Origin of the sequence: Bacillus sp. RC251 (assembly GCF_044908765.1) — a bacterium.
Lineage (GTDB): Bacteria > Bacillota > Bacilli > Bacillales > Bacillaceae_G > Bacillus_A > Bacillus_A wiedmannii.
On sequence record NZ_JBIYDP010000003.1, the window covers coordinates 244365 to 264008 of the forward strand.

The 19644-nt window shown below is 33.6% G+C and carries 17 protein-coding genes and 1 pseudogene; 12 read left to right on the top strand and 6 right to left on the bottom strand.

All coding sequences use genetic code 11. The features are described 5' to 3' along the window. Positions 1-15: 15 nt before the first annotated feature. Positions 16-251, bottom strand: a pseudogene (locus ABH961_RS15265) (hypothetical protein). A gap of 262 nt (positions 252-513) precedes the next feature. On the opposite strand from ABH961_RS15265, the gene ABH961_RS15270 reads away from it, so the two are divergent. The 4 genes from ABH961_RS15270 to ABH961_RS15285 all read left to right on the top strand — a co-directional run bounded on the left by ABH961_RS15270 (position 514) and on the right by ABH961_RS15285 (position 5276). Beyond that, entirely contained in the window at positions 514-1641 is a 1128-nt protein-coding gene (locus tag ABH961_RS15270) for a serine hydrolase domain-containing protein (RefSeq protein ID WP_098078016.1), read from the top strand. Between the two features lie 278 nt (positions 1642-1919). After that, positions 1920-3077, top strand: a complete 1158-nt coding sequence (locus ABH961_RS15275) for an agmatine deiminase family protein (RefSeq protein WP_098642891.1) — start codon at positions 1920-1922, stop codon at positions 3075-3077. Between the two features lie 378 nt (positions 3078-3455). Next, positions 3456-4406, top strand: coding sequence for an agmatine deiminase family protein (locus ABH961_RS15280; protein WP_098078239.1), 951 nt, complete (start codon positions 3456-3458; stop codon positions 4404-4406). A gap of 48 nt (positions 4407-4454) precedes the next feature. Continuing rightward, on the top strand, positions 4455-5276 hold the full coding sequence (locus ABH961_RS15285; protein ID WP_098078023.1) for a MerR family transcriptional regulator: 822 nt from the start codon (positions 4455-4457) through the stop codon (positions 5274-5276). A 54-nt stretch (positions 5277-5330) separates the two neighbouring features. Here the strand turns inward: ABH961_RS15285 and pepF are convergent, their stop codons facing one another. After that, entirely contained in the window at positions 5331-7118 is a 1788-nt protein-coding gene (gene pepF, locus ABH961_RS15290; RefSeq protein WP_098642892.1) for an oligoendopeptidase F, read from the bottom strand. Positions 7119-7235: 117 nt separating this feature from the next. Next, positions 7236-8027 carry an arylamine N-acetyltransferase family protein gene (locus ABH961_RS15295; protein ID WP_404519596.1) on the bottom strand — a complete coding sequence of 264 codons (792 nt, stop codon included), beginning with the start codon at positions 8025-8027 and terminating at the stop codon, positions 7236-7238. Positions 8028-8241: 214 nt separating this feature from the next. Here ABH961_RS15295 and amyS point away from each other — a divergent pair, with 214 nt between their 5' ends. Continuing rightward, the gene (gene amyS / locus ABH961_RS15300; protein ID WP_098078028.1) at positions 8242-9783 is read left to right on the top strand and encodes an alpha-amylase; all 1542 of its coding nucleotides are present in this window, start codon (positions 8242-8244) and stop codon (positions 9781-9783) included. Between the two features lie 94 nt (positions 9784-9877). Here the strand turns inward: amyS and betA are convergent, their stop codons facing one another. Next, positions 9878-10507: a collagen-like exosporium glycoprotein BetA gene (gene betA / locus ABH961_RS15305; protein ID WP_098078030.1), complete on the bottom strand. Its 630-nt coding sequence runs from the start codon at positions 10505-10507 to the stop codon at positions 9878-9880. 622 nt (positions 10508-11129) lie between these two features. Here betA and ABH961_RS15310 point away from each other — a divergent pair. The 3 genes from ABH961_RS15310 to ABH961_RS15320 all read left to right on the top strand — a co-directional run bounded on the left by ABH961_RS15310 (position 11130) and on the right by ABH961_RS15320 (position 14433). Then, positions 11130-13031 carry an endonuclease MutS2 gene (locus tag ABH961_RS15310; protein WP_404519599.1) on the top strand — a complete coding sequence of 634 codons (1902 nt, stop codon included), beginning with the start codon at positions 11130-11132 and terminating at the stop codon, positions 13029-13031. A 6-nt stretch (positions 13032-13037) separates the two neighbouring features. Further along, positions 13038-13562, top strand: a complete 525-nt coding sequence (locus tag ABH961_RS15315; protein ID WP_098078035.1) for a GNAT family N-acetyltransferase — start codon at positions 13038-13040, stop codon at positions 13560-13562. Positions 13563-13722: 160 nt separating this feature from the next. Beyond that, positions 13723-14433: a histidine phosphatase family protein gene (locus ABH961_RS15320; RefSeq protein WP_048543858.1), complete on the top strand. Its 711-nt coding sequence runs from the start codon at positions 13723-13725 to the stop codon at positions 14431-14433. A gap of 50 nt (positions 14434-14483) precedes the next feature. Here the strand turns inward: ABH961_RS15320 and ABH961_RS15325 are convergent, their stop codons facing one another. After that, a complete protein-coding gene (locus tag ABH961_RS15325; RefSeq protein ID WP_098078038.1) occupies positions 14484-15449 on the bottom strand; it encodes a quinone oxidoreductase family protein in 966 nt (321 codons plus the stop codon). A gap of 122 nt (positions 15450-15571) precedes the next feature. Between ABH961_RS15325 and ABH961_RS15330 the strand changes: the two genes are divergently transcribed. From ABH961_RS15330 to ABH961_RS15345, 4 genes are all read left to right on the top strand, one after another. Next, complete coding sequence (locus ABH961_RS15330) at positions 15572-16465, top strand: LysR family transcriptional regulator (protein WP_404519601.1); 894 nt, start codon at positions 15572-15574, stop codon at positions 16463-16465. Between the two features lie 300 nt (positions 16466-16765). Next, complete coding sequence (locus ABH961_RS15335; RefSeq protein WP_000473763.1) at positions 16766-17278, top strand: DUF2690 domain-containing protein; 513 nt, start codon at positions 16766-16768, stop codon at positions 17276-17278. 16 nt (positions 17279-17294) lie between these two features. Continuing rightward, the gene (locus ABH961_RS15340; protein WP_048543851.1) at positions 17295-17771 is read left to right on the top strand and encodes a DUF2690 domain-containing protein; all 477 of its coding nucleotides are present in this window, start codon (positions 17295-17297) and stop codon (positions 17769-17771) included. 257 nt (positions 17772-18028) lie between these two features. Next, entirely contained in the window at positions 18029-18790 is a 762-nt protein-coding gene (locus ABH961_RS15345; RefSeq protein WP_098848091.1) for a CPBP family intramembrane glutamic endopeptidase, read from the top strand. Between the two features lie 215 nt (positions 18791-19005). Here ABH961_RS15345 and ABH961_RS15350 read toward each other — a convergent pair whose 3' ends face one another. After that, entirely contained in the window at positions 19006-19494 is a 489-nt protein-coding gene (locus ABH961_RS15350; RefSeq protein ID WP_098078043.1) for a DinB family protein, read from the bottom strand. Between the last annotated feature and the right edge of the window lie 150 nt (positions 19495-19644).

The window sequence follows — 19644 nt, forward strand, 5'->3', positions numbered from 1 at the left end:
AAATGAGATTCGTTTTCAATGACGTTCATTGCCCCTTTTGAAATTACCTGTTACTTTAGCCATAATGAGTTGTTTTTTTGTATCGTTATGTTATGTGCATGATTTATTTTGTTTAAAAATTTTTCAGCATCATTTCCTTTTAATATTTTAATTTATTTTACGTAATATTCAATTAAAACTATGTTATTTTTTGTTACTCTGTAATGGAACATCATATCATTTAAACGATTGTGTTTATCGGTATTTTTCATCGTAACAACTCCATTTCTTATTATGTGTAACAAATGTTACATAAGCTGTTGAAATTATAGTAGGGTGTATCCGATTGTAAGGTGGAAATTTTACAAGAAAGAAATACAATAGAGAGTAGCCAAAAACTGAATATGAGAAAAAGGAATCTAGTTTAATTAGGTGAATAATAGATAGGTAATATTATAAAGTATTTGAAAATTAACATATATAGAATAGAATGGATACGCGTTAAGTGAAACTAGATAAAAGAGGGTTCCTATTATGCTAAAGAAATGGTTAATTGTTTTCTTTATTTTTGCTATTTTTTGTGGGAGTGTCGTTGCACTAATGCATGCAAATAAAGGTAAGAAATATGATATAAAGGCATTTTCTAATGTGAATAGTAAGCAAAAGAGCGATATGCAAGAAGTTGATGCAAATGAGAAAAAGCGCTATGAAGTTGTAGCTGGAAAACTAGATCAATATTTAAAAGATAAAGGATTTAATGGGAGTGTTCTTGTAGCCAGTAAAGACCATGTAATTTTACGAAAAGGTTATGGGTATGCGAATGTGAAAGATAAAGTAGTAACAACGCCAAGAACGAAATATCGCATCGGTTCAATTACGAAAACAGTCGTTGCAATATCTATTATGCAGCTAAAGGAAAAAGGGAAATTAAATATTGAAGACAATGTAAATAAGTATATTCCATCGTTTCCGGCAGATAAAAACATTACGTTACGAAATCTATTAACACACACATCCGGCTTGCCAGATCAAGGACAAGGTAGGGTGGATGCGGGGTCACGTTTAAAGTTAGTAACGTGGATTGGAGCGCAAAAATTGCAATTTCCTGCAGGGACAGGCTGGAAATATACAGACTATAATTATATGGTGCTTGCATATATTGTAGAAAAAATTACGAATAAACCGCTCGCTGAATACATCAAAGAAAATATTTTTACTTCTGCTGGCATGCATGAATCTGGAATGGGGGCGACTCTCCCAGAAGATATTTTTTTAGCAGAAGGTTATACGAGAAAAGATAATGAATTAATAGCTGCACCCCGCTTAAAAATGAACTGGTTGTATGGGTGTGGTGAAATGTATACGACTGTTGAAGATATGAAAAGATTAGATGAGGCAATAATGGATGGAAAACTGTTATCTAAACAAAGTGTATTAGATATGTTTACGGCATCACCTGCAAGAAAATATGGATTTAGTTTCTATACGTATCCAGATTATTATCATAACCACGGCGTATTGGCAGGGTGGAATACTTTTAATAATTTTAACTGGGATAAAAAAACGTTTGTCATATTATTCTCTAACGTACAAAATGGTATGGATGATGCATTTAATCAAGAGTTTAGGAAAATGGCGAGTGATTTAATAGAAGCAAAATAATGATTTTTAAATCGGTATTGATATGAATTTATCAATACCGATTTTTTTTTGAATGTTCAACGAAGAAGTAACTATGAAGGGGGAATAGTAGAATAATTTTATTTAGGAAGTTAAATGATATGAATGTTAAATATAGGAAATCTGCTGCGGGAAGTTTATCTATTCGTATTGAATTTATGAGGAAGATTAATTGGTGAATTTTACATTGATAAAAAAGCTTGAGCTTAACACTATGTGAAGCTTTACATTATTGGAGACAAGAACAGGAGGTTTACAAAATGAAAAAAATAGTAAAGTTTTGCTTAATGGCTACATTATCTACAACGATTATTAGTGGATGCTCTTTTGAGGGGAACAATGAAAATGCTACAGGGAAAGAGAGTGAAAAAGTAGAGGTACAGAAAAAAGTTGGAAAATATACGATGCCAGATGAAAAAGATAAGCATGAAGGTACTTGGCTGCAATGGCCTCATGAATACACATATGGTGAAGAGTATAAGCAGGAAGTTGAACCGATTTGGGTTAAGATGGCAAGTGCTTTAACCGAGGGTGAAAAAGTCCATATTGTTGCATACGATGAGGAAGAGAAAGAGCGCATCAATAATCTTTTAATAGATAAAGGATTGAATATGGATAAAATTGATTTCTTTATCGCTCCTACTGATGATGTATGGGCAAGAGATAGTGGGCCGATTTTTGTTTATGACAATAATAAAAATCTCAAAATATTAGATCCGGCATTTAATGGTTGGGGAAAGAAAACTCCATATAAAAATGATGCTCGTGTACGTGAAAATGTTAGTGAACAAGTAGGGATTGAAAGGATTGATTGGGGGAATTTTGTCCTTGAAGGCGGTGCAATTGAATTAGACAGCAACGGTACAGCGTTATTAACTCGGAGTGCTGTAACAAATAAAAATAGAAATCCGGATTTATCAGAAAAGGAAATTGAAAAATATATAAGTGACCTTGGAGTAACAAACTTTATTTGGTTAGATGGAGTACCTAATATAGATATTACTGATTTTCATATTGATGGATTTGCTAAATTTCATGGTAAATCTACCATTGTAACGATGAAAGAAGATGACCTAGCCGAATGGGGATTGTCAAACAAAGATATGGATACATTGTTAGATGCAAAAAGTGCGTCAGGGCAGAAATATAAGTATGAATACTTACCTCTTAGTAAAGAGAAAGTTATTTTAGAAAATGGAAAAGCTCTCGATTATAAGGGATCGTATATTAATTATTATATTGGGAATACAGTGGTATTGGTGCCTAATTATAATGATCCGAATGATAAAATCGCAAATGATACGATTCAGAAGTTATATCCAGGTCGTAAAGTAGTTGGTATTGATGTGAGAGAGCTTTATAAAAATGGTGGCATGATTCATTGTGCTACACAGCAACAACCGATTCAATTGAAGTAATTGATTGAAATTTAGTAACATGCGGACAAAATAGGTACATTGTTACTTTTACCTATTTTGTTATGTTTTATTTTTCGCCAAAAAGGAGTAACAGCATTGAAAGAAATAGTATTAACTAGCTTTATAATGATAGGGTTTATGATTCTATTATTCAATTTCATACTTTCATATAAATTTTTAATATTGTATTTTAAAATCCCGTCAAGAGTCAACTTTCCGCTCAACTACAGGGATATATTTTTTATATAAATATATAATATTTCTCCGTGCTATAATCCATTCATGAAATGTGCACGTTTCGAAAATTGTTATGAAAGAGAAATAGTTGGCAAAGTGAAATTAGTTATTCAGCCATTATTAAAAAGCGAGGTAAATAATATGGAACAAAAACAAAATGGAATTATTTTTACTGCAATACCAGATAAATCAAATGAATATTATCGTCCATTTTATGAAGACCTGGTTTATTTTAATGAATACTTAAATGAACATAAATCTTTTACTGATCAACTTGTTTCTTTATCTGTTGAAGAGCAAGACTTTCAAACAAGCTTTTTTGAGTATGATGATATTTGGCTAAGAGATGTTGCACCAGTTGTCACAAATCACTTAGTTAAATTTAAATATGAACCGAATTACTTACCGAAAGATCAATGGCGATATTTAGATCAACAATTTAATAAATGGTTGAAAAAGAACGAATTTGAATATGTGAAGTCTCCATTGATATTAGACGGTGGAAATCTTATTTGGAATAAAAAAGATACTGTTATAGTAACGGAACGCATATTTGATGATAATGATGATTGGACGGAAGAAGAAATTATAGAGCAACTAGAATGGGATTTAGATGTGGGCCGAGTTATTATTATTCCTGCTGAAGAAGGGGACGTACTCGCACATGCAGACGGAATGGTTAAATTTATTGATGAGCATACGATGTTTATTAGTGATTTTTTAGGGGATCATGAATTTAGATATAATGTTCAAGAGATGATTCAAGAGCAAATGCCAGAAGCTAAATTTATAGTTGTTCCATCGTCATATACAGAAAAGGGACAATATGATGAAGAAATAGCATCGGCAAAAGGGTTGTATATAAATATGTTAGAAACATGTGATACGATTTATGTTCCTAAGTTTGGATTAGCTAAAGATAGGGAAGTTTTACGATATATTCAACAGCATACGGAGAAACAAGCTATTCAAATTCATGTAGGAGAAGTATCGACAATGGGAGGTGCAATAAATTGTTTAACGTGGTATTGTCCTCGTCATTTATTACCTTCAAAAATGAGGAGATTGAACAATCAGAATGAAGATTTTTGATTGGTTTTAAAATAAGCTTATAAGAAAATGTATTCAAGGGGTAAGTATATGTATACAATTACTGAGTTTTCACGGATTTGTAAAATGAGTACACGGATGCTAAGGCATTATGACAAAGAGGATATATTAAAACCAGCATATGTGAACCCGGAAAATGGGTATAGATATTATGAGCAAGGACAGTTAGAAATAGCGTTGGAAATAAAAAAGTTAAGAGAGTATAAGTTCCCTCTACCAAAAATTAAAATCATTTTGCAGTCATCAGATCAAGACTCGTTTGTGAAACATATGCAAGCACAAATTATAGAGTTGTCTCACGAAGTGAAGCGAAATTTACAGGTTATTTCAGAAATGAATGAAATGGTAAATGTGAATAATGGCCTGTATATTGCTCGCCATAGAAGTTACGATATATTAATTGGAATGAGAAATGAAATAATGGTAATTACTCAAAGGTTACAAATAAATATAGATGATATGGATGATTATTTTTATGACTTATATGAAAAGGTACAAAAGCATAATTTTCCAATAGTCGGTTCGCCTTCTACAGTTTTTTATGATGAAGAGTATATCCCGAATGAAAGCGATATTGAATTAAGAATTCCAATTTTGTATGAGAACGATAAAGACGTAGTACAAGGATCCGAAATAAAAAAATTAAATCCGCATCAAATTGTTACTACTATGCATTATGGAAGTTACGACTATATAGGTTACGCGTATATAGCGTTAGAAAAATGGATTGAAAGAAATAGTTATGTAATAGAGGGGTCACCATATGAGGTTTACATTAAGGGACCTGAATGTGATTGTTTAGTAGAGGAGTATGTGACACAAATTTGTTTATTAGTGATGAAAATAGACTGAGAATAAAGTAACCGAAAAGAAAAAAGCATGCAGAGTATATACTCTGCATGCTTTTTATAATGTTGAAAACTCTTCAACAAGTGAGTTGAAACGATTTAGTGCACTTTCAATCGGTTCTGGCGTAGTTAAATCAACACCAGCTTTTTTCAGTAGATTTAATGGATAGTCCGAACTTCCACCTTTAAGGAATTCAATATAATGTTTTTGAGCATTTGGATCGCCGCTCAATAACTTATCAGCAATTTGGATTGCAGAAGCGAATCCAGTTGCATATTTGTATACGTAAAATGGACGATAGAAATGCGGTATTCTAGCCCATCCATATTGTACTTCTTCGTCAAATACGAGGGAGTCGCCATTATACTCTCTAAACAAGTTTTCATAAACTTCGCTAAAGACTTGAGCATTTAATGGTTTACCTTGCTGCGCCATTTCATGTGTGATTTTTTCAAACTCAGCGAACATAATTTGTGTAAAGAAAGTGCCTTTAAATTTGTCGATAAAATGGTTTACTAAATGGTTACGTACATTAGCATCTTTTGCTTCTTTTAATAAATGATGAATTAGTAGCACTTCATTTACTGTAGAAGCGACTTCTGCAACAAAAATAGTATAGTGTGCAGAAATTCTTGGTTGGTATCCGTGTGAGTAGTGCGTATGCATACCGTGTCCACATTCATGAGTAAGAGTGAAAAGGCTATTTAAATCATCGTGATGATTTAAAAGAATGAAAGGATGAACACCGTATACACCAAAGTTATAAGCGCCGGAACGCTTTCCTGGCGTTTCTCTCACGTCAATATAACGTTTATCTTTAAAGCTTTTTAATGTTTCAATATATTCTTCACCTAATGGAGCTAGTGATTCAATCATGATGTCAAACGCTTTGTCATATGGAATGTCTTGTTTTACACCCGTTACTAAATCAACGCTCAAATCGTACTGGCGTAGTTCATCTACATGTAATTTTGCTTTTCGAAGTTCATTATAAGTATGTAGTGATTGAATATTTTTTTTCGTCGTATCAATTAAATTTTCATATACTTCTTTTGGAACCATGTCGCCAAATAATGATTTTTCTAAAGCTGATGGATAGTTTCTTAGCTTTGAAACAGTAACATTATTTTTAATAGCAGCAGATAAAGTAGAAGCGATAGAATTTTTTAATTGAACGTATGGTTTGTAATAAGCTTTATAGGCTTCCTTACGTTTTTCGCGATTCTCATCTTCTATTAACTTTGCATACATTCCGCGTGTTAAATTTACTTTTTCTCCATCATCATTTGTAATTTCACCAAATAGTATATCTGCATTATTTAACATGCCGTATGTATGCTGAGGAGAGGAAAGTGCTTCGCCCATTTGTGATAAAATCTCTTCTTGGTCCTTATTTAATACGTGTTTTTTATAACGGTATAATTCAAATAAGTCTTCTTTATAATATTGTAAGCCTTCTGCTTCTTCTATGTAAGAATGTAATGTGTTTTCATCTACGCTAAGTAAGAATGGGGAAAAGAAAGATTTAGCCGCACTTACTTTCACGTGTAATTGTGATACTTTATCGACAAGAGATTGAGCGTCAGTATCGCGCGTATCAAGATCAGATTGTAATCGTGCATAAGCGAACATTAAAGATATTATGCTAGAAATTTCTTCGCTCTTTGTTAAATAGGCTAATAAACTATTGCCATCGTGAATATGTCCATTAAACTCATGTAATTCTTTCGTTAATACTTCAATTTTATGAAAATCGCTTTCCCAATCTTCAATTGTATGATAAATATCCGTTAAATCCCATTTCTCTTTATCATCTACTTGTAGTCGATCTTTAAGTTCAGTCATAATCATTTCCTTTCTAAATATGTAGTTATATTCCTATATAACTATGAAATACAACAAATTGCAAAAAATCCCTGCCGGAAAATGAAAAGCCTTGCTAAAATGGCAAGGCTTGAAAAATTATAACGTAATTCCGAATTTTGAATGTAAAAGATTTTTATATTGCGCATTTGTAACATTTTCTTTCGTTTTTTTACCGTTTTTCACTATTGTCAGACTATCCTTTGTTAAAGATGCATGCCCATCTGCAGTTAGTTTTACAATAAGAGGTACTTTGTTAAATGGTGAGCCCTCATGTTCAACAATAATTTTTTGTGCCGCATTTACTTTTTCTTCATTCACTTCTTCTATATGAAATGCATAGCCTAACGTCCAATCATCAGTAGAAGATTGATCCAAAAACTCATTATTTTTACGCATCTCTAACATGTAGTTTCCTTTTTCGGTCATTTCTTTACGAATACGATAATCTCCTGTAACGGAGTGAATGACTTCACCTGAGAAAGGGATAGGAGCAAGAGGTAAGTATGATCCAAATCCTACTTCAATTAAATAAAGTTCATTACGATGTGTTAAAACAGTTGCGATGTGTCCAGAATCAACAGCCCATATACAATTTGCTGCATTGTACACTGTTCCTGAAACGAGATGAACATCAAATCCAGCGTCTTTAAGGAAGTAGTACATAGTAGGATTGAGTTCATAACAAAGACCACCACGGTTGTTTACTAAAATTTTTTCTTTTAAATTTTCTTTTGATATTTCTGTAAAGTTGTTTTCGAGTATATTTAAGTTTTCAAAAGGGACAGTTTGTGCCATCGCGTACATAATGTTAGGTAAATCTTCAAATGAAACTTTGTCTTTTTCTTCTATATGTAATCGTGCAAAAAATTGTTCTTGAAAGTCGGTCATAGAAATCCCTCCGTCATGCTTTTATAGATAAATTGTAAACAATCTTAAATAAGATGTGAAATAAAACTACTTTGAAGTATTTGTTAAATATGTGAAGTTAGACTAAAAAATAATGTGGGAGAATGAGAGATTGCTACTTTACTAATTGTAGAACGAATATTATAATAATTCCGATAAACTATGCAAACGTTTTCTAAGGAGGAATGGTTTAAATATGTTAAAAAAAATAACAGTAGTCGGCTTGTCGGTTGTTTTGTTTTTACCTAGTATATATGGGGAGAGTAAAGCGTATGCAGATACGGTTAACAATGGAACGTTAATGCAGTATTTTGAGTGGTATGCTCCAAATGATGGGAATCATTGGAACCGCTTGCATTCAGATGCTGGAAATTTAGCTCAAAAGGGAATTACATCTGTCTGGATACCGCCTGCATATAAAGGAACTACGCAAAATGACGTAGGATATGGAGCATATGATTTATATGACTTAGGGGAATTCAATCAAAAAGAAACGGTACGAACAAAATATGGAACGAAAGCACAATTGAAATCTGCAATTGAAGCTTTACATAAGCAAAATATCTATGTATACGGTGATGTAGTTATGAATCATAAAGGTGGAGCAGATTATACTGAAACTGTAACAGCTGTTGAGGTAGACCGTAACAATCGAAATATTGAAGTATCAGGTGATTATGAAATTAATGCATGGACAGGGTTTAACTTTCCAGGGCGTGGGGATGCTTATTCTAATTTCAAATGGAAATGGTATCATTTTGACGGAACGGATTGGGATGAAGGAAGGAAATTAAATCGAATTTATAAATTTAGGGGTATAGGTAAAGCATGGGACTGGGAAGTGTCTAGTGAGAATGGAAATTATGATTATTTGATGTATGCAGACCTTGATTTTGATCATCCAGATGTTGCGAATGAGATGAAAAATTGGGGGACGTGGTATGCGAATGAATTAAATTTAGATGGCTTTCGTTTAGATGCTGTTAAACATATTGATCATGAATATTTACGCGATTGGGTAAATCATGTCAGACAGCAAACGGGGAAAGAAATGTTTACGGTGGCTGAATATTGGCAAAATGATATCCAAACTTTAAATAATTATTTAGCGAAAGTCAATTATAATCAATCTGTATTTGATGCACCACTGCATTACAATTTTCATTATGCTTCAAAAGGAAATGGGAATTATGATATGAGAAATATTTTAAATGGAACAGTAATGCAAAATCATCCTGCACTCGCAGTTACTCTTGTTGAGAATCATGATTCGCAGCCTGGTCAGTCATTGGAATCTGTAGTAAGTCCGTGGTTTAAACCGTTGGCATATGCATTTATTTTAACTCGTGCAGAGGGCTATCCTTCAGTTTTTTATGGTGATTACTATGGGACAAGCGGAAATAGTAGTTATGAAATTCCAGCGTTAAAAGATAAAATTGATCCGATTTTGACAGCACGAAAAAACTTTGCATATGGTACGCAGCGTGATTATTTAGACCATCCAGATGTGATTGGATGGACAAGAGAAGGTGATAGTGTACATGCTAATTCTGGTTTAGCGACATTAATCTCTGATGGACCGGGAGGATCAAAGTGGATGGATGTTGGAAAGAATAATGCAGGGGAAGTATGGCACGATATGACGGGTAATCAAACAAATACTGTAACAATTAATAAGGATGGATGGGGGCAGTTCCATGTAAGTGGAGGATCAGTTTCCATATATGTTCAGCAGTGAATTGTTAATAGAAAAGAAGAGGTAGACTGAAATATAAGTTTTCCTCTTCTTTTTATATTGTTATCATTCCTAAATCGTTATTTTAATAAATGAACTAGTCGACTTTTGAGACAACAAGGGATGCGTTGGAATAAATAATGTCACCCGTGGCTTCTCTTATTCGTACTCGAAGAACATCTCCTTGGTTTAAAGATAATAGATCAGTTCTGGCGGATGTAGCTCTTACCCCAGGACCACCACCAACTCGTGATTCAATTGCGAATTGAATTGAATCGTTTATTGTAAGATTTAATATACTAGACGAAATAGCTTGTATCACAAATACGATTGAAAACGATACTGAGTATACACCAGTAGTATTAATTGTAATGGAGTTGTCTACTGGATTTAGAGTAGTTCCACTAACAGGTCCTGGAATGGTGAAATTAACATTTGTATTAACTACTGCTGAAAAACCGATACCTATTTCAGAAGTTATTGTTCCAAATACGGGGAGGATCCCTAAACCTGTTGCTCCAGTGGGACCAGTTATTCCAATTCCAGTAGGCCCTGTCCCCCCAGCGGGACCAGTTATTCCAATTCCGGTAAAACCTGTCGCACCGGTAGGTCCTGTGATTCCAGTAGGCCCGGTAGGGAATATAAATGGTGGAATTGGTGGTAGTGTGGGGCCAATTAAATCTGGTTCAAGAGCAGGTCCATGTAAAATAATATATTGTTCGCTCATATAGTAACCTCCTATGATTGCTTGTCATAAATATTAAATGTATTAGGGGAAGTAAATGACATTCGCAATAGCGGAGGCACTTGTTTGATTTTTTCGCAGTGAAATGAAAGTTGGATATAATTCAAGTGTATGACTTGATATTTAAATGTATAGATGCGTATTAATTAAGCATGACACCTTTACTTCTCACAAAACATATAGTATGATGATTTCAGTAAATTAGATTTCAATGACTATAATATAAATTAATGAGAGGTGCTTTTTGTGAGTGCGGTAGGTACTAAATAGGAAAAATTTAATGAAATAAATCGGATAAGAACAGGGGATTTTTATGTATATCATACCCCTAATTTTGTCATGGATTTATTTCGATACCTATGAAGATACCTACAATACTTTATAAAGCGTGTAATAATGGGATTGCCATCTGTTTTTTATGGCTTATTTCCTCATATGTTATTACACATGCCTTGTAAATGTAAAAGCTGCGGTATCCCCGCAGCTTTTTTGTATATATTTTTAATGTATAAAAATGGTAATTAAATCGTGTAGGGCTCATTGGAATCTAATGGGTAGGTATCTTCATTTATGATAAAAATCAATCATAGTGAGGAGAAACAAAATGAATACGATGACTTTTGAAAAATTACAATATAACGAATTGAAGGATATAGTGAAATCTTATTGTGTAAGTGGATTAGGTAAGGAATTATTAAATAAATTAGAACCGAGTACGAGTATAAAAGTAGTGAGGAATCGCTTGAATGAAACGACGGAAGCACGAGCTATAGTAGATGCAGAAGGGCATGTTCCTTTTTTCGGTATTTCAAATATTGCTAGTACAATTCAAAAATTAGAAAAAGGGATGATTTTAGATCCTGAAGAGTTAGTAAGTGTTTCAGACTTTTTACGTGGCTGTAGAAAGATTAAAAAATTTATGTTAGATAAAGAATTTTTTGCGCCAGTATTAGCTTCTTATGCAAATTCAATGACTGAATATAAAAGTATTGAAGAGGAAATTAATTTTTCAATAAAAGGCAATAGTATTGATGCAGCTGCGAGTAAAGAGTTAAAACGAATTCGAAATAACATTGATTCGGTAGAAGGGAAAATAAAAGAACGTTTAACGAAGTTTTTAAATAGTAGTGCAAATAAGAAGTATATTCAAGAATTCTTTATTAGTAAGAAGGATGATAGGTATACGATTCCAATTAAATCTTCTTATAAAAATCAAGTTGCGGGAAGTATAGTTGAAGCGTCTGCTAAAGGTTCTACTGTATTTGTAGAACCGCATACGGTTACAAAGTTAAACGCGGAACTCGCTAGTTTGAAAGCAGAAGAAGCGATGGAAGAGTATCAAATTTTAGCGACTTTATCAGGGATGGTAGTAGAAAATATTTATCATATAAAAATTAATATGGAATTAATTAGTCAGTATGATATGGTATTTGCAAAAGCGAAGTTTAGTAAATCAATCGATGGAATAGAGCCGGAATTAAATGATCATGGCTACATTCGTTTAGTAAATTGTAAGCATCCGCTTTTAAGTGGAAAAGTAGTACCGTTACACTTTGAAATTGGTCAAAACTACCGTAGTTTAATTATTACAGGACCGAATGCGGGCGGGAAAACAATTGTATTAAAAACAATCGGATTGTTAACTTTAGCGACAATGTCAGGCTTGCACATCGCTGGAGATAAAGAAACAGAAATTGCTATTTTTGAAAATGTATTTGTAGATATTGGTGATAATCAAAGTATCGAAAATGCACTAAGTACATTTTCATCTCATATGAAAAATCTATCTGAAATTATGAGGATGTCAAACAATAATACGTTGCTATTATTTGATGAAATAGGAAGCGGGACTGAACCGAATGAAGGGGCAGCACTTGCAATCTCTATTTTAGAGGAGTTTTATCTTGCGGGATGTATTACAGTTGCGAGTACACATTATGGTGAAATTAAACGCTTCTCAGAAATGCACGATGATTTTATGAACGCAGCAATGCAATTTAATAGTGAGACACTAGAACCGCTGTATAAATTAGTGATCGGTAAATCAGGTGAAAGTAATGCGCTTTGGATTGCGAATAAAATGAATGTAAGAGAACGTGTACTACAAAGAGCGAAAGCGTATATGGAAAATAAAGAATATGCGCTAGAAAAAGTGAATGAAAGTAAAATTAGAAAACCGAAACTTGTGCAAGAAAAAAGAGAAAATCATTACGAGTACAAAATCGGCGATCGTGTAAATTTATTAGATCATGATGATTTTGGTATTATCTATAAGGAAATAGATAATTTCTATAACGTCGTTGTATATTATAACGGTGAATTTGTTGAAGTAAATGTAAAACGTATTACTTTAGAGGTAGCAGCAAAAGAATTATATCCAGAGGGATACGATTTAAATACACTATTTGTCGATTATAAAGAAAGAAAAATGCAACATGATATTGAGCGCGGATCGAAAAAAGCGCTTCGTAAAATCCAAAAAGAAATAAGAAAGAATAGAGGGTAATATAGAGTGGTAACGATTAGGCAAGAACAAAAAAGCGATTATAGAAAAACAGAAGAAGTTGTAAAAGAAGTATTTTTAAATGAAGAGTATAGTGATAAAAAGGAACATGAACTTGTAAAGCGTATTAGAGAATGTGATGCGTTTGTTCCTGAGTTATCTATTGTTGCGGTAGATGAGGAAATAGTCGGTCACATTATGTTATCGAAAATTACGATAGAAAAAGATGGAGCTTCTGTAGATTCATTAGCGCTTGCGCCAGTATCAGTTGCTAGGGGCCATCAGAAAAAAGGAATTGGCGGTAAACTTATTGTAGCTGCGTTAGAAAAAGCAAAAGGCCTTGGATACGGGTCAGTTGTAGTATTAGGCCATCCAGAGTACTATCCGAAATTTGGTTTTAAGAAAGCAAGTGAGTGGAATATAAAAGCACCATTTGAAGTACCAGATGAAGTGTTTATGGTGATGGAACTGAGAGGGAATGCTCTTGAAGGTGTAGAAGGAGTTGTTGAGTATTCGAGTGCATTTGCTGAGTAGGAGTATCGGTTAAAAAAATGTAATCATAAAAGATGCTATCTTTTTGTAGGGATATACAGAAAGATAGCTTTTTTATTAAACAAATGCACTTACGTATATTTTGCTCAATGAATAATTAAGATGGTAAAATTGATATAGAAATGTAAAGGGAGAGAAAAGAATGAAGAATCGAGAAACAGATAGCAATGAGAATGTAGTTACGTTATATGTTACAAGACACGGTAAAACAATATTAAATACGAATCATCGCGCGCAAGGTTGGGCAGACTCTCCGTTAGTAGAAAAAGGTGTGGAAGTTGCCTCTAATTTAGGAACGGGATTAAAAGATGTTCATTTTATGAGTGCATATAGTAGTGATAGTGGCCGAGCGATTGAAACTGCTAATTTAGTATTAAAATATAGTGAGCAATCAAAATTGAAACTAGAGCAAAGAAAAAATTTACGAGAATTAAATTTTGGTATTTTTGAAGGTGAAAAACTTGAAAGTATGTGGGATATGGTTGGAAAAGCTGCGGGCGTTACATCACCAGAAGAACTTATGAAGTTTTCTATTCAAGAAGTGATTAATCTGATTAGAGCAGCAGACCCTACAAAACAGGCGGAAGATTGGGAATTATTTTCTACGCGTATAAAAGCAGAAATTGATAAAATTAGTGAAGAATCTACTAAAAGTGGTGGCGGTAACGTTTTAGTTGTCGTTCATGGGCTTTTGATTACTACCTTAATCGAAATGTTAGACAGTAGCAAAACAAAACTTGGAGTAGAAAATGCTAGTGTGACGAAGATTATATATCAAAATGGAACATACACAGTCGAGTCGGTTGGAGATATGAGTTATGTTGCAAAAGGGAAAGAAAGTGTGGAAATATAAAAATAAGAAAAGGAAGATAGAGAAATCTAGCTTCCTTTTTATTTTATGAATTATGGGATTAATAAAATCTTCCCTGTGCTTTTTCGGCTCTCTAATAATTCATGAGCACGGGCACCATCTTGTAAAGAGAATGTAGTAGAACTTGCGATCTTTAATTTTTCGGTCGTAATCCATTCGAATAATTGAGAGGAGCGTTCTTTTCTCTCTTCATAAGATGTAAGCACGTTCCAAAGGTCTCCGCCAGTTAAAGTTTTTGAAGTATCCATAAGCATACGCGGATCAACGGGAGCAGGATTACCGCCAGCCATTCCGTAAAATACGACAGTACCACCAGTTTTAGTAGCGCTAAAACTTTCCTCTAGTGTAGAACCTACTGATTCATATACAACATTTACTCCATCACCGTTTGTTATTTCAAGTACTTTCGCAGGCCATGCTTCCGTATATAAAAATACGTGATCAGCACCAGCTAATGTAGCTATTTGTGCTTTTTCTTTTGATGACGTGAGGCCGATTACCTTTCCGCCTAGTAGTTTAATGATTTGAATAAGAAGTTGTCCAACACCACCAGCTGCGGCATGTACTAAAGCTATATCACCTTGTTTTATTTCATAGCTATCTTTCGTTAAATAATGTGCTGTTAATCCTTGTAATAAGACAGAAGCGGCTGTTTCAAAAGAGATAGAATCTGGAAGCTTAATTGCTTTCTCCGATGGAACAGCAACTAGTTCTGCATTTGCAAAAGGTACATCAGCAAATACGATACGGTCTCCAGGATTAATATTCGTAACGTCAGCTCCTACTTGTTCAACAATGCCGGCGCCTTCATAACCTAATATATAAGGCGGGTTACCAGCGAGATGATAATCACCGCGGCGTCTATAAATATCAGCGAAGTTTAATCCGATTGCTTTCGTGCGGATAAGAATTTCATTTGGATTTATGATTGGGTCATGTATTTCTTTAAATTGTAGTACATCTGGGTTTCCGAACTGTTCGAAACAAAGTGCTTTCATATGGAATACCTCCATTTTATTGTTTGTCGATGCTCTTTATCATACAATACAAATATCAATAGACAAAGAGGATTATTTCGATGAAATCAATCGGAAATATCGATTGAAAAGAGGGACGATAAATGGAGATAAAACAATTAATTACATTTAAAGTAGCAGCGGATACTTTGAATTTTACGCAAACTGCGAAGAAATTAAACTTTGCTCAATCGAGTGTGACAGCGCAAATTAAAACGTTAGAAGCTGAGCTAGGTACGCCGTTATTTGAAAGATTAGGAAAACGTCTTTTCTTAACTGAAGCAGGTAGGAAGTTTCAACTATATGCCGACAAGATGATTGCGCTCAGCAACGAAGCGAAAATGGCTGTGAAAGATGATAAGGAAATAGCAGGTACGTTAATAATCGGTGCGCAAGAGAGTCAATGTACATATAGGCTGCCATCTATATTAAAGAGGTTTAAAGCGCAATTTCCTCAAATAAAGCTTATATTTAAACCAGCACATTCCAATAAAGATGTGAAGGAACAATTGATGGAGGGAAAAGTCGATCTTGCCTTTATTTTGGACGAATGTAAAACAGAAGATGCTTTACATGTGGAGCCGCTTATGAAAGAAGAATTAAAAGTAGTAGCTGCTTCAGGGCATCATTTACTCGAGCAAACTTCCGTTTCTATAAAAGATATAGAAACGGAAACACTTTTGTTAACAGAACTTGGTTGCTCGTACCGAACTTTATTTGAAGAGCTATTTCGTACAGAAGATGTGTATCCAGCAAATAAAATTGAGTTCGTTAGTGTCGAGGCAATTAAACAATGTGTTATTGCAGATTTAGGAATAGGAGTTTTACCAGCAATAGTAGTAGAAAAAGATATACGAGAAGGGACGATAGAAGAGTTACATTTAGAAAGTGCAATCTCACCGATTTATACACAAATCGCTTGGCATAAAGATAAATGGATGACAGTGCCGCTGCAACAATTTATTGATGTGACGAGGGAGTTTTTTACAACGGATTAAGTGGAGAAATATTTGATTTATATAAAAGAAAAAATGACAATTTTGTATAAAGAACCGATGCTTGAGTGAAATAAGTATCGGTTCTTTTATGTTTTAAATAAGGATGCAATAAAATGTGTATTTCTCAACTTTTTTTCTTAGACGGATAAGTAAATTTCTTCGTATATTCCAATAACTATAAGGGAATTTACAACGTTTATTCGTTTCTGTAAGATGCCTCTAGGAAGCATGAAAGGAGGGCTTACATAGGGGATAGATTGTCTTTATGATACGTACTTATTTTGAAGGAGGAGATTTACAATGTTTAAAAAGTTAATGAAAGTATGTGTGTTAAGTGTAGTGAGTGTAGGTGTATTATTTAGTTTTCAAGGAAGTACATTTGCAGCTACTGATTTAAGTAGTTATTATGACGGGAAAAATCCAGCAACAACGAAAGTATACGGAGGTAGTACAACGTGTGATGCAGATGGATTTAATGCAAAGTCTACAGCTGTATATGAAGGGAGTAAAAAAGTAGGGACAGTGTATTTACGTTATAGTAATAAATGTCATGCAGCATGGTCTAAGCTTGTTTTAGATCAACCAGCACCTTCTGTTTCTGGGGGAATATATGCTTACGCCGTTATTAATAAATATAAAAACGGTGTATTCCAAAAATCAGTAGATTCTAATAGTGGTAATGGAGCAATAAAAACAGGTCAAACGAGCACTTATACAGGAATGGTATTTGATTTAACTGCTGATTTTGGTTATACAGCTGATGCCGAAGCGGTGACGATTAATAATGGTTACGGGAAAACTGGACGCTATTAAAAAGGAGCGGATTGCTATGAAACTTTTAAAAAAGCTAAGCGCATGTTTTTTTCTATCTTTGCTCGTTTTAACTAGTATGTTTAGTATGACTGGTAATGATAAAGCATATGCAGAAGACCATTCATATGATGGGAAAAGTCCTTACTATAATAGTTGTGACCAATCCGCAGTAACGAAAGAAAAGAAGTGGATTGATTCCAATTCTTATGTGGAATTAAAATTTAGCACGACGTGTAAGACAGCATGGGCAAAAGTTACAGTAACTCGTGCAGCAGTATATAATAACGAAGCTGATGCAAGAATCGTAAGAAAAACAGATGGAAAGGCATATACTTGTGGGAGTACTGGAGGAAATGGTGTTGTAAATAAAGGGCAAACATCATGCTATACGCCAATGGTATATGATTTAGATCCAAGAAAGGCACAGGCGCAAGGGAAACATGCTATTCCGAATAGTGACGCATATAATTATGCGGAGACTATTTGGTATTGATCATATTATAAAAAATTTAAGATAGCATATTTAAAGAGCATGTTTTGATTGGGTTTCAAAGCATGCTCTTTGTTTATTCAGGATTAATGAATAGTAAGACTCTAACTTCAGACCTCAACTGAATTAAAGCAGGTAGCGGGATTGTTTGTAAAGATCTAATTGAGTATAGATGCTTCTTTGTGTTTTGGAATAATTTAACATAAAGTATTTTCTTTCATCCAAATTTATGCTGTAATTAAAACAAAGGAGGCAAGTAAATGGGGAAAGAAATTAAACGATATGTAATGTGCACTTTAATATTTACATGGATACTATGGGGGCTATTAATTAACTTAATAAAATTTAACATTACGACATTTGGTACACCGCTAGCGATGATAGTATTTGTTTTTGGGGGAATTATGCCGGCAATCGTTGCAATTAGCTTAAAGAAAAAATATGGATCAAAAGAAGAGTTCAGAGTGTTTATAAAAAATGTTGTTAATCCTAAGTATCATTTTTTATGGTATATTCTAATCGTTGTTTTGGCTTTTATTAGTTGTTATCTGCCAATAATATTTGGTGGAGCAACGATGCAAAAACCATTATACGTGGCATTACTTAGTTTTCCAATAATGATCGTTGGTGGTGGTCTTGAAGAAATCGGATGGAGAGGATTCTTACAGCCTGCCCTTCAGAAAAGGTTTTCGGCATTTTTTAGTACGATTATTGTGAGCTTTATATGGGCTATTTGGCACTGGCCGTTATGGTTTATTCCGGGCACGAATCAAACTCAAAGGGATTTTATAGCTTTTATAATTACGACAATTGCCATATCGTTCTTATTAACTACAATGTATAACGCAACTAAAAGTATTTTTATGTGTCTAATTTTCCATGCGCTTCTTAATTCTTTTTGGAGTGTGTACGTGCCAAATGATAAAGTGTTACCAGCATTTTCAACTTTTATTTTCGGAATTTTCGTATTTATTTTGTGTAAAGTAATAATGAAAAGAAAGAATCCCTTATTGATTAGGTAATTGAAATAATAAAAGGAAACATATTAATATATTTTTTATGGATGTGAAACTAATTAATAAGAATACGACACAAACATAATTAAAATATAATACAAGTTTGTGCCGTAAAAAAATTTGTAAAACTATAAACAACATTAAAAAGAATGAAGAGCTTTTCCATATACATAAACAACGTTAACGACAGTTCTAGTAGTTCATTTGTTAAAATAATCGAATTAACTAAGGTCTGTATCAGGAGGATTGTATCCAAGGTGACGAGCCATTGATACAATTTGTCCTTTATGATGAAACTCATGTGTCTCTGTATGAGTTAAAAGCCATAGCGGTGTTGTACTCCAAGGTTCTTTTTGCCATTTCACTTCATTTGCTATATTTTCGAGCCAGCGGTCATTGTATTCATCTAAAAATCGTTGTACAGTCTCATCTACTAACTTAAATCTAGCACGGACTTTCGTGATATCTGCATGCTCAATTTCATAATCACTAGCAAATGAAAAATCCGCTCGCTTTTGCTTGAATGCGAATGATCCAAGCCAGTATCGATAGCAATCGGCTACATGAATATGTGTCTTTATAATGCTACCGCTCCCGAAATTAGGAACAGTGCTATGTAATTTTTCTAATGGGATTTCTTCCAAAAACGAAAATAGAGTTTCTCTTGTAGAGCTAATAAGATTATATTGTTGTTTTAAAATATGTAACATGTAATTGACACTCCTCTATTATTTACTAAACTAACTTTGTAGTAGGTAATTCTATATTTATTAGGGTGAACCTTTTAAATATTTTTACTAAGCATATTAGATGTATTTCTTCATTGTTTCTGATAGATTAAACAAGGTAAAACTTTAATG

What these genes read in the sequence shown, in the direction of transcription:
- ABH961_RS15270 (WP_098078016.1), top strand. Translation starts at nt 514, where the DNA reads ATGCTAAAGAAATGGTTAATTGTTTTCTTTATTTTTGCTATTTTTTGT.
- ABH961_RS15275 (WP_098642891.1), top strand. Translation starts at nt 1,920, where the DNA reads ATGAAAAAAATAGTAAAGTTTTGCTTAATGGCTACATTATCTACAACG.
- ABH961_RS15280 (WP_098078239.1), top strand. Translation starts at nt 3,456, where the DNA reads ATGGAACAAAAACAAAATGGAATTATTTTTACTGCAATACCAGATAAA.
- ABH961_RS15285 (WP_098078023.1), top strand. Translation starts at nt 4,455, where the DNA reads ATGTATACAATTACTGAGTTTTCACGGATTTGTAAAATGAGTACACGG.
- pepF (WP_098642892.1), bottom strand. Translation starts at nt 7,118, where the DNA reads ATGACTGAACTTAAAGATCGACTACAAGTAGATGATAAAGAGAAATGG.
- ABH961_RS15295 (WP_404519596.1), bottom strand. Translation starts at nt 8,027, where the DNA reads ATGACCGACTTTCAAGAACAATTTTTTGCACGATTACATATAGAAGAA.
- amyS (WP_098078028.1), top strand. Translation starts at nt 8,242, where the DNA reads ATGTTAAAAAAAATAACAGTAGTCGGCTTGTCGGTTGTTTTGTTTTTA.
- betA (WP_098078030.1), bottom strand. Translation starts at nt 10,507, where the DNA reads ATGAGCGAACAATATATTATTTTACATGGACCTGCTCTTGAACCAGAT.
- ABH961_RS15310 (WP_404519599.1), top strand. Translation starts at nt 11,130, where the DNA reads ATGAATACGATGACTTTTGAAAAATTACAATATAACGAATTGAAGGAT.
- ABH961_RS15320 (WP_048543858.1), top strand. Translation starts at nt 13,723, where the DNA reads ATGAAGAATCGAGAAACAGATAGCAATGAGAATGTAGTTACGTTATAT.
- ABH961_RS15325 (WP_098078038.1), bottom strand. Translation starts at nt 15,449, where the DNA reads ATGAAAGCACTTTGTTTCGAACAGTTCGGAAACCCAGATGTACTACAA.
- ABH961_RS15330 (WP_404519601.1), top strand. Translation starts at nt 15,572, where the DNA reads ATGGAGATAAAACAATTAATTACATTTAAAGTAGCAGCGGATACTTTG.
- ABH961_RS15335 (WP_000473763.1), top strand. Translation starts at nt 16,766, where the DNA reads ATGTTTAAAAAGTTAATGAAAGTATGTGTGTTAAGTGTAGTGAGTGTA.
- ABH961_RS15340 (WP_048543851.1), top strand. Translation starts at nt 17,295, where the DNA reads ATGAAACTTTTAAAAAAGCTAAGCGCATGTTTTTTTCTATCTTTGCTC.
- ABH961_RS15345 (WP_098848091.1), top strand. Translation starts at nt 18,029, where the DNA reads ATGGGGAAAGAAATTAAACGATATGTAATGTGCACTTTAATATTTACA.
- ABH961_RS15350 (WP_098078043.1), bottom strand. Translation starts at nt 19,494, where the DNA reads ATGTTACATATTTTAAAACAACAATATAATCTTATTAGCTCTACAAGA.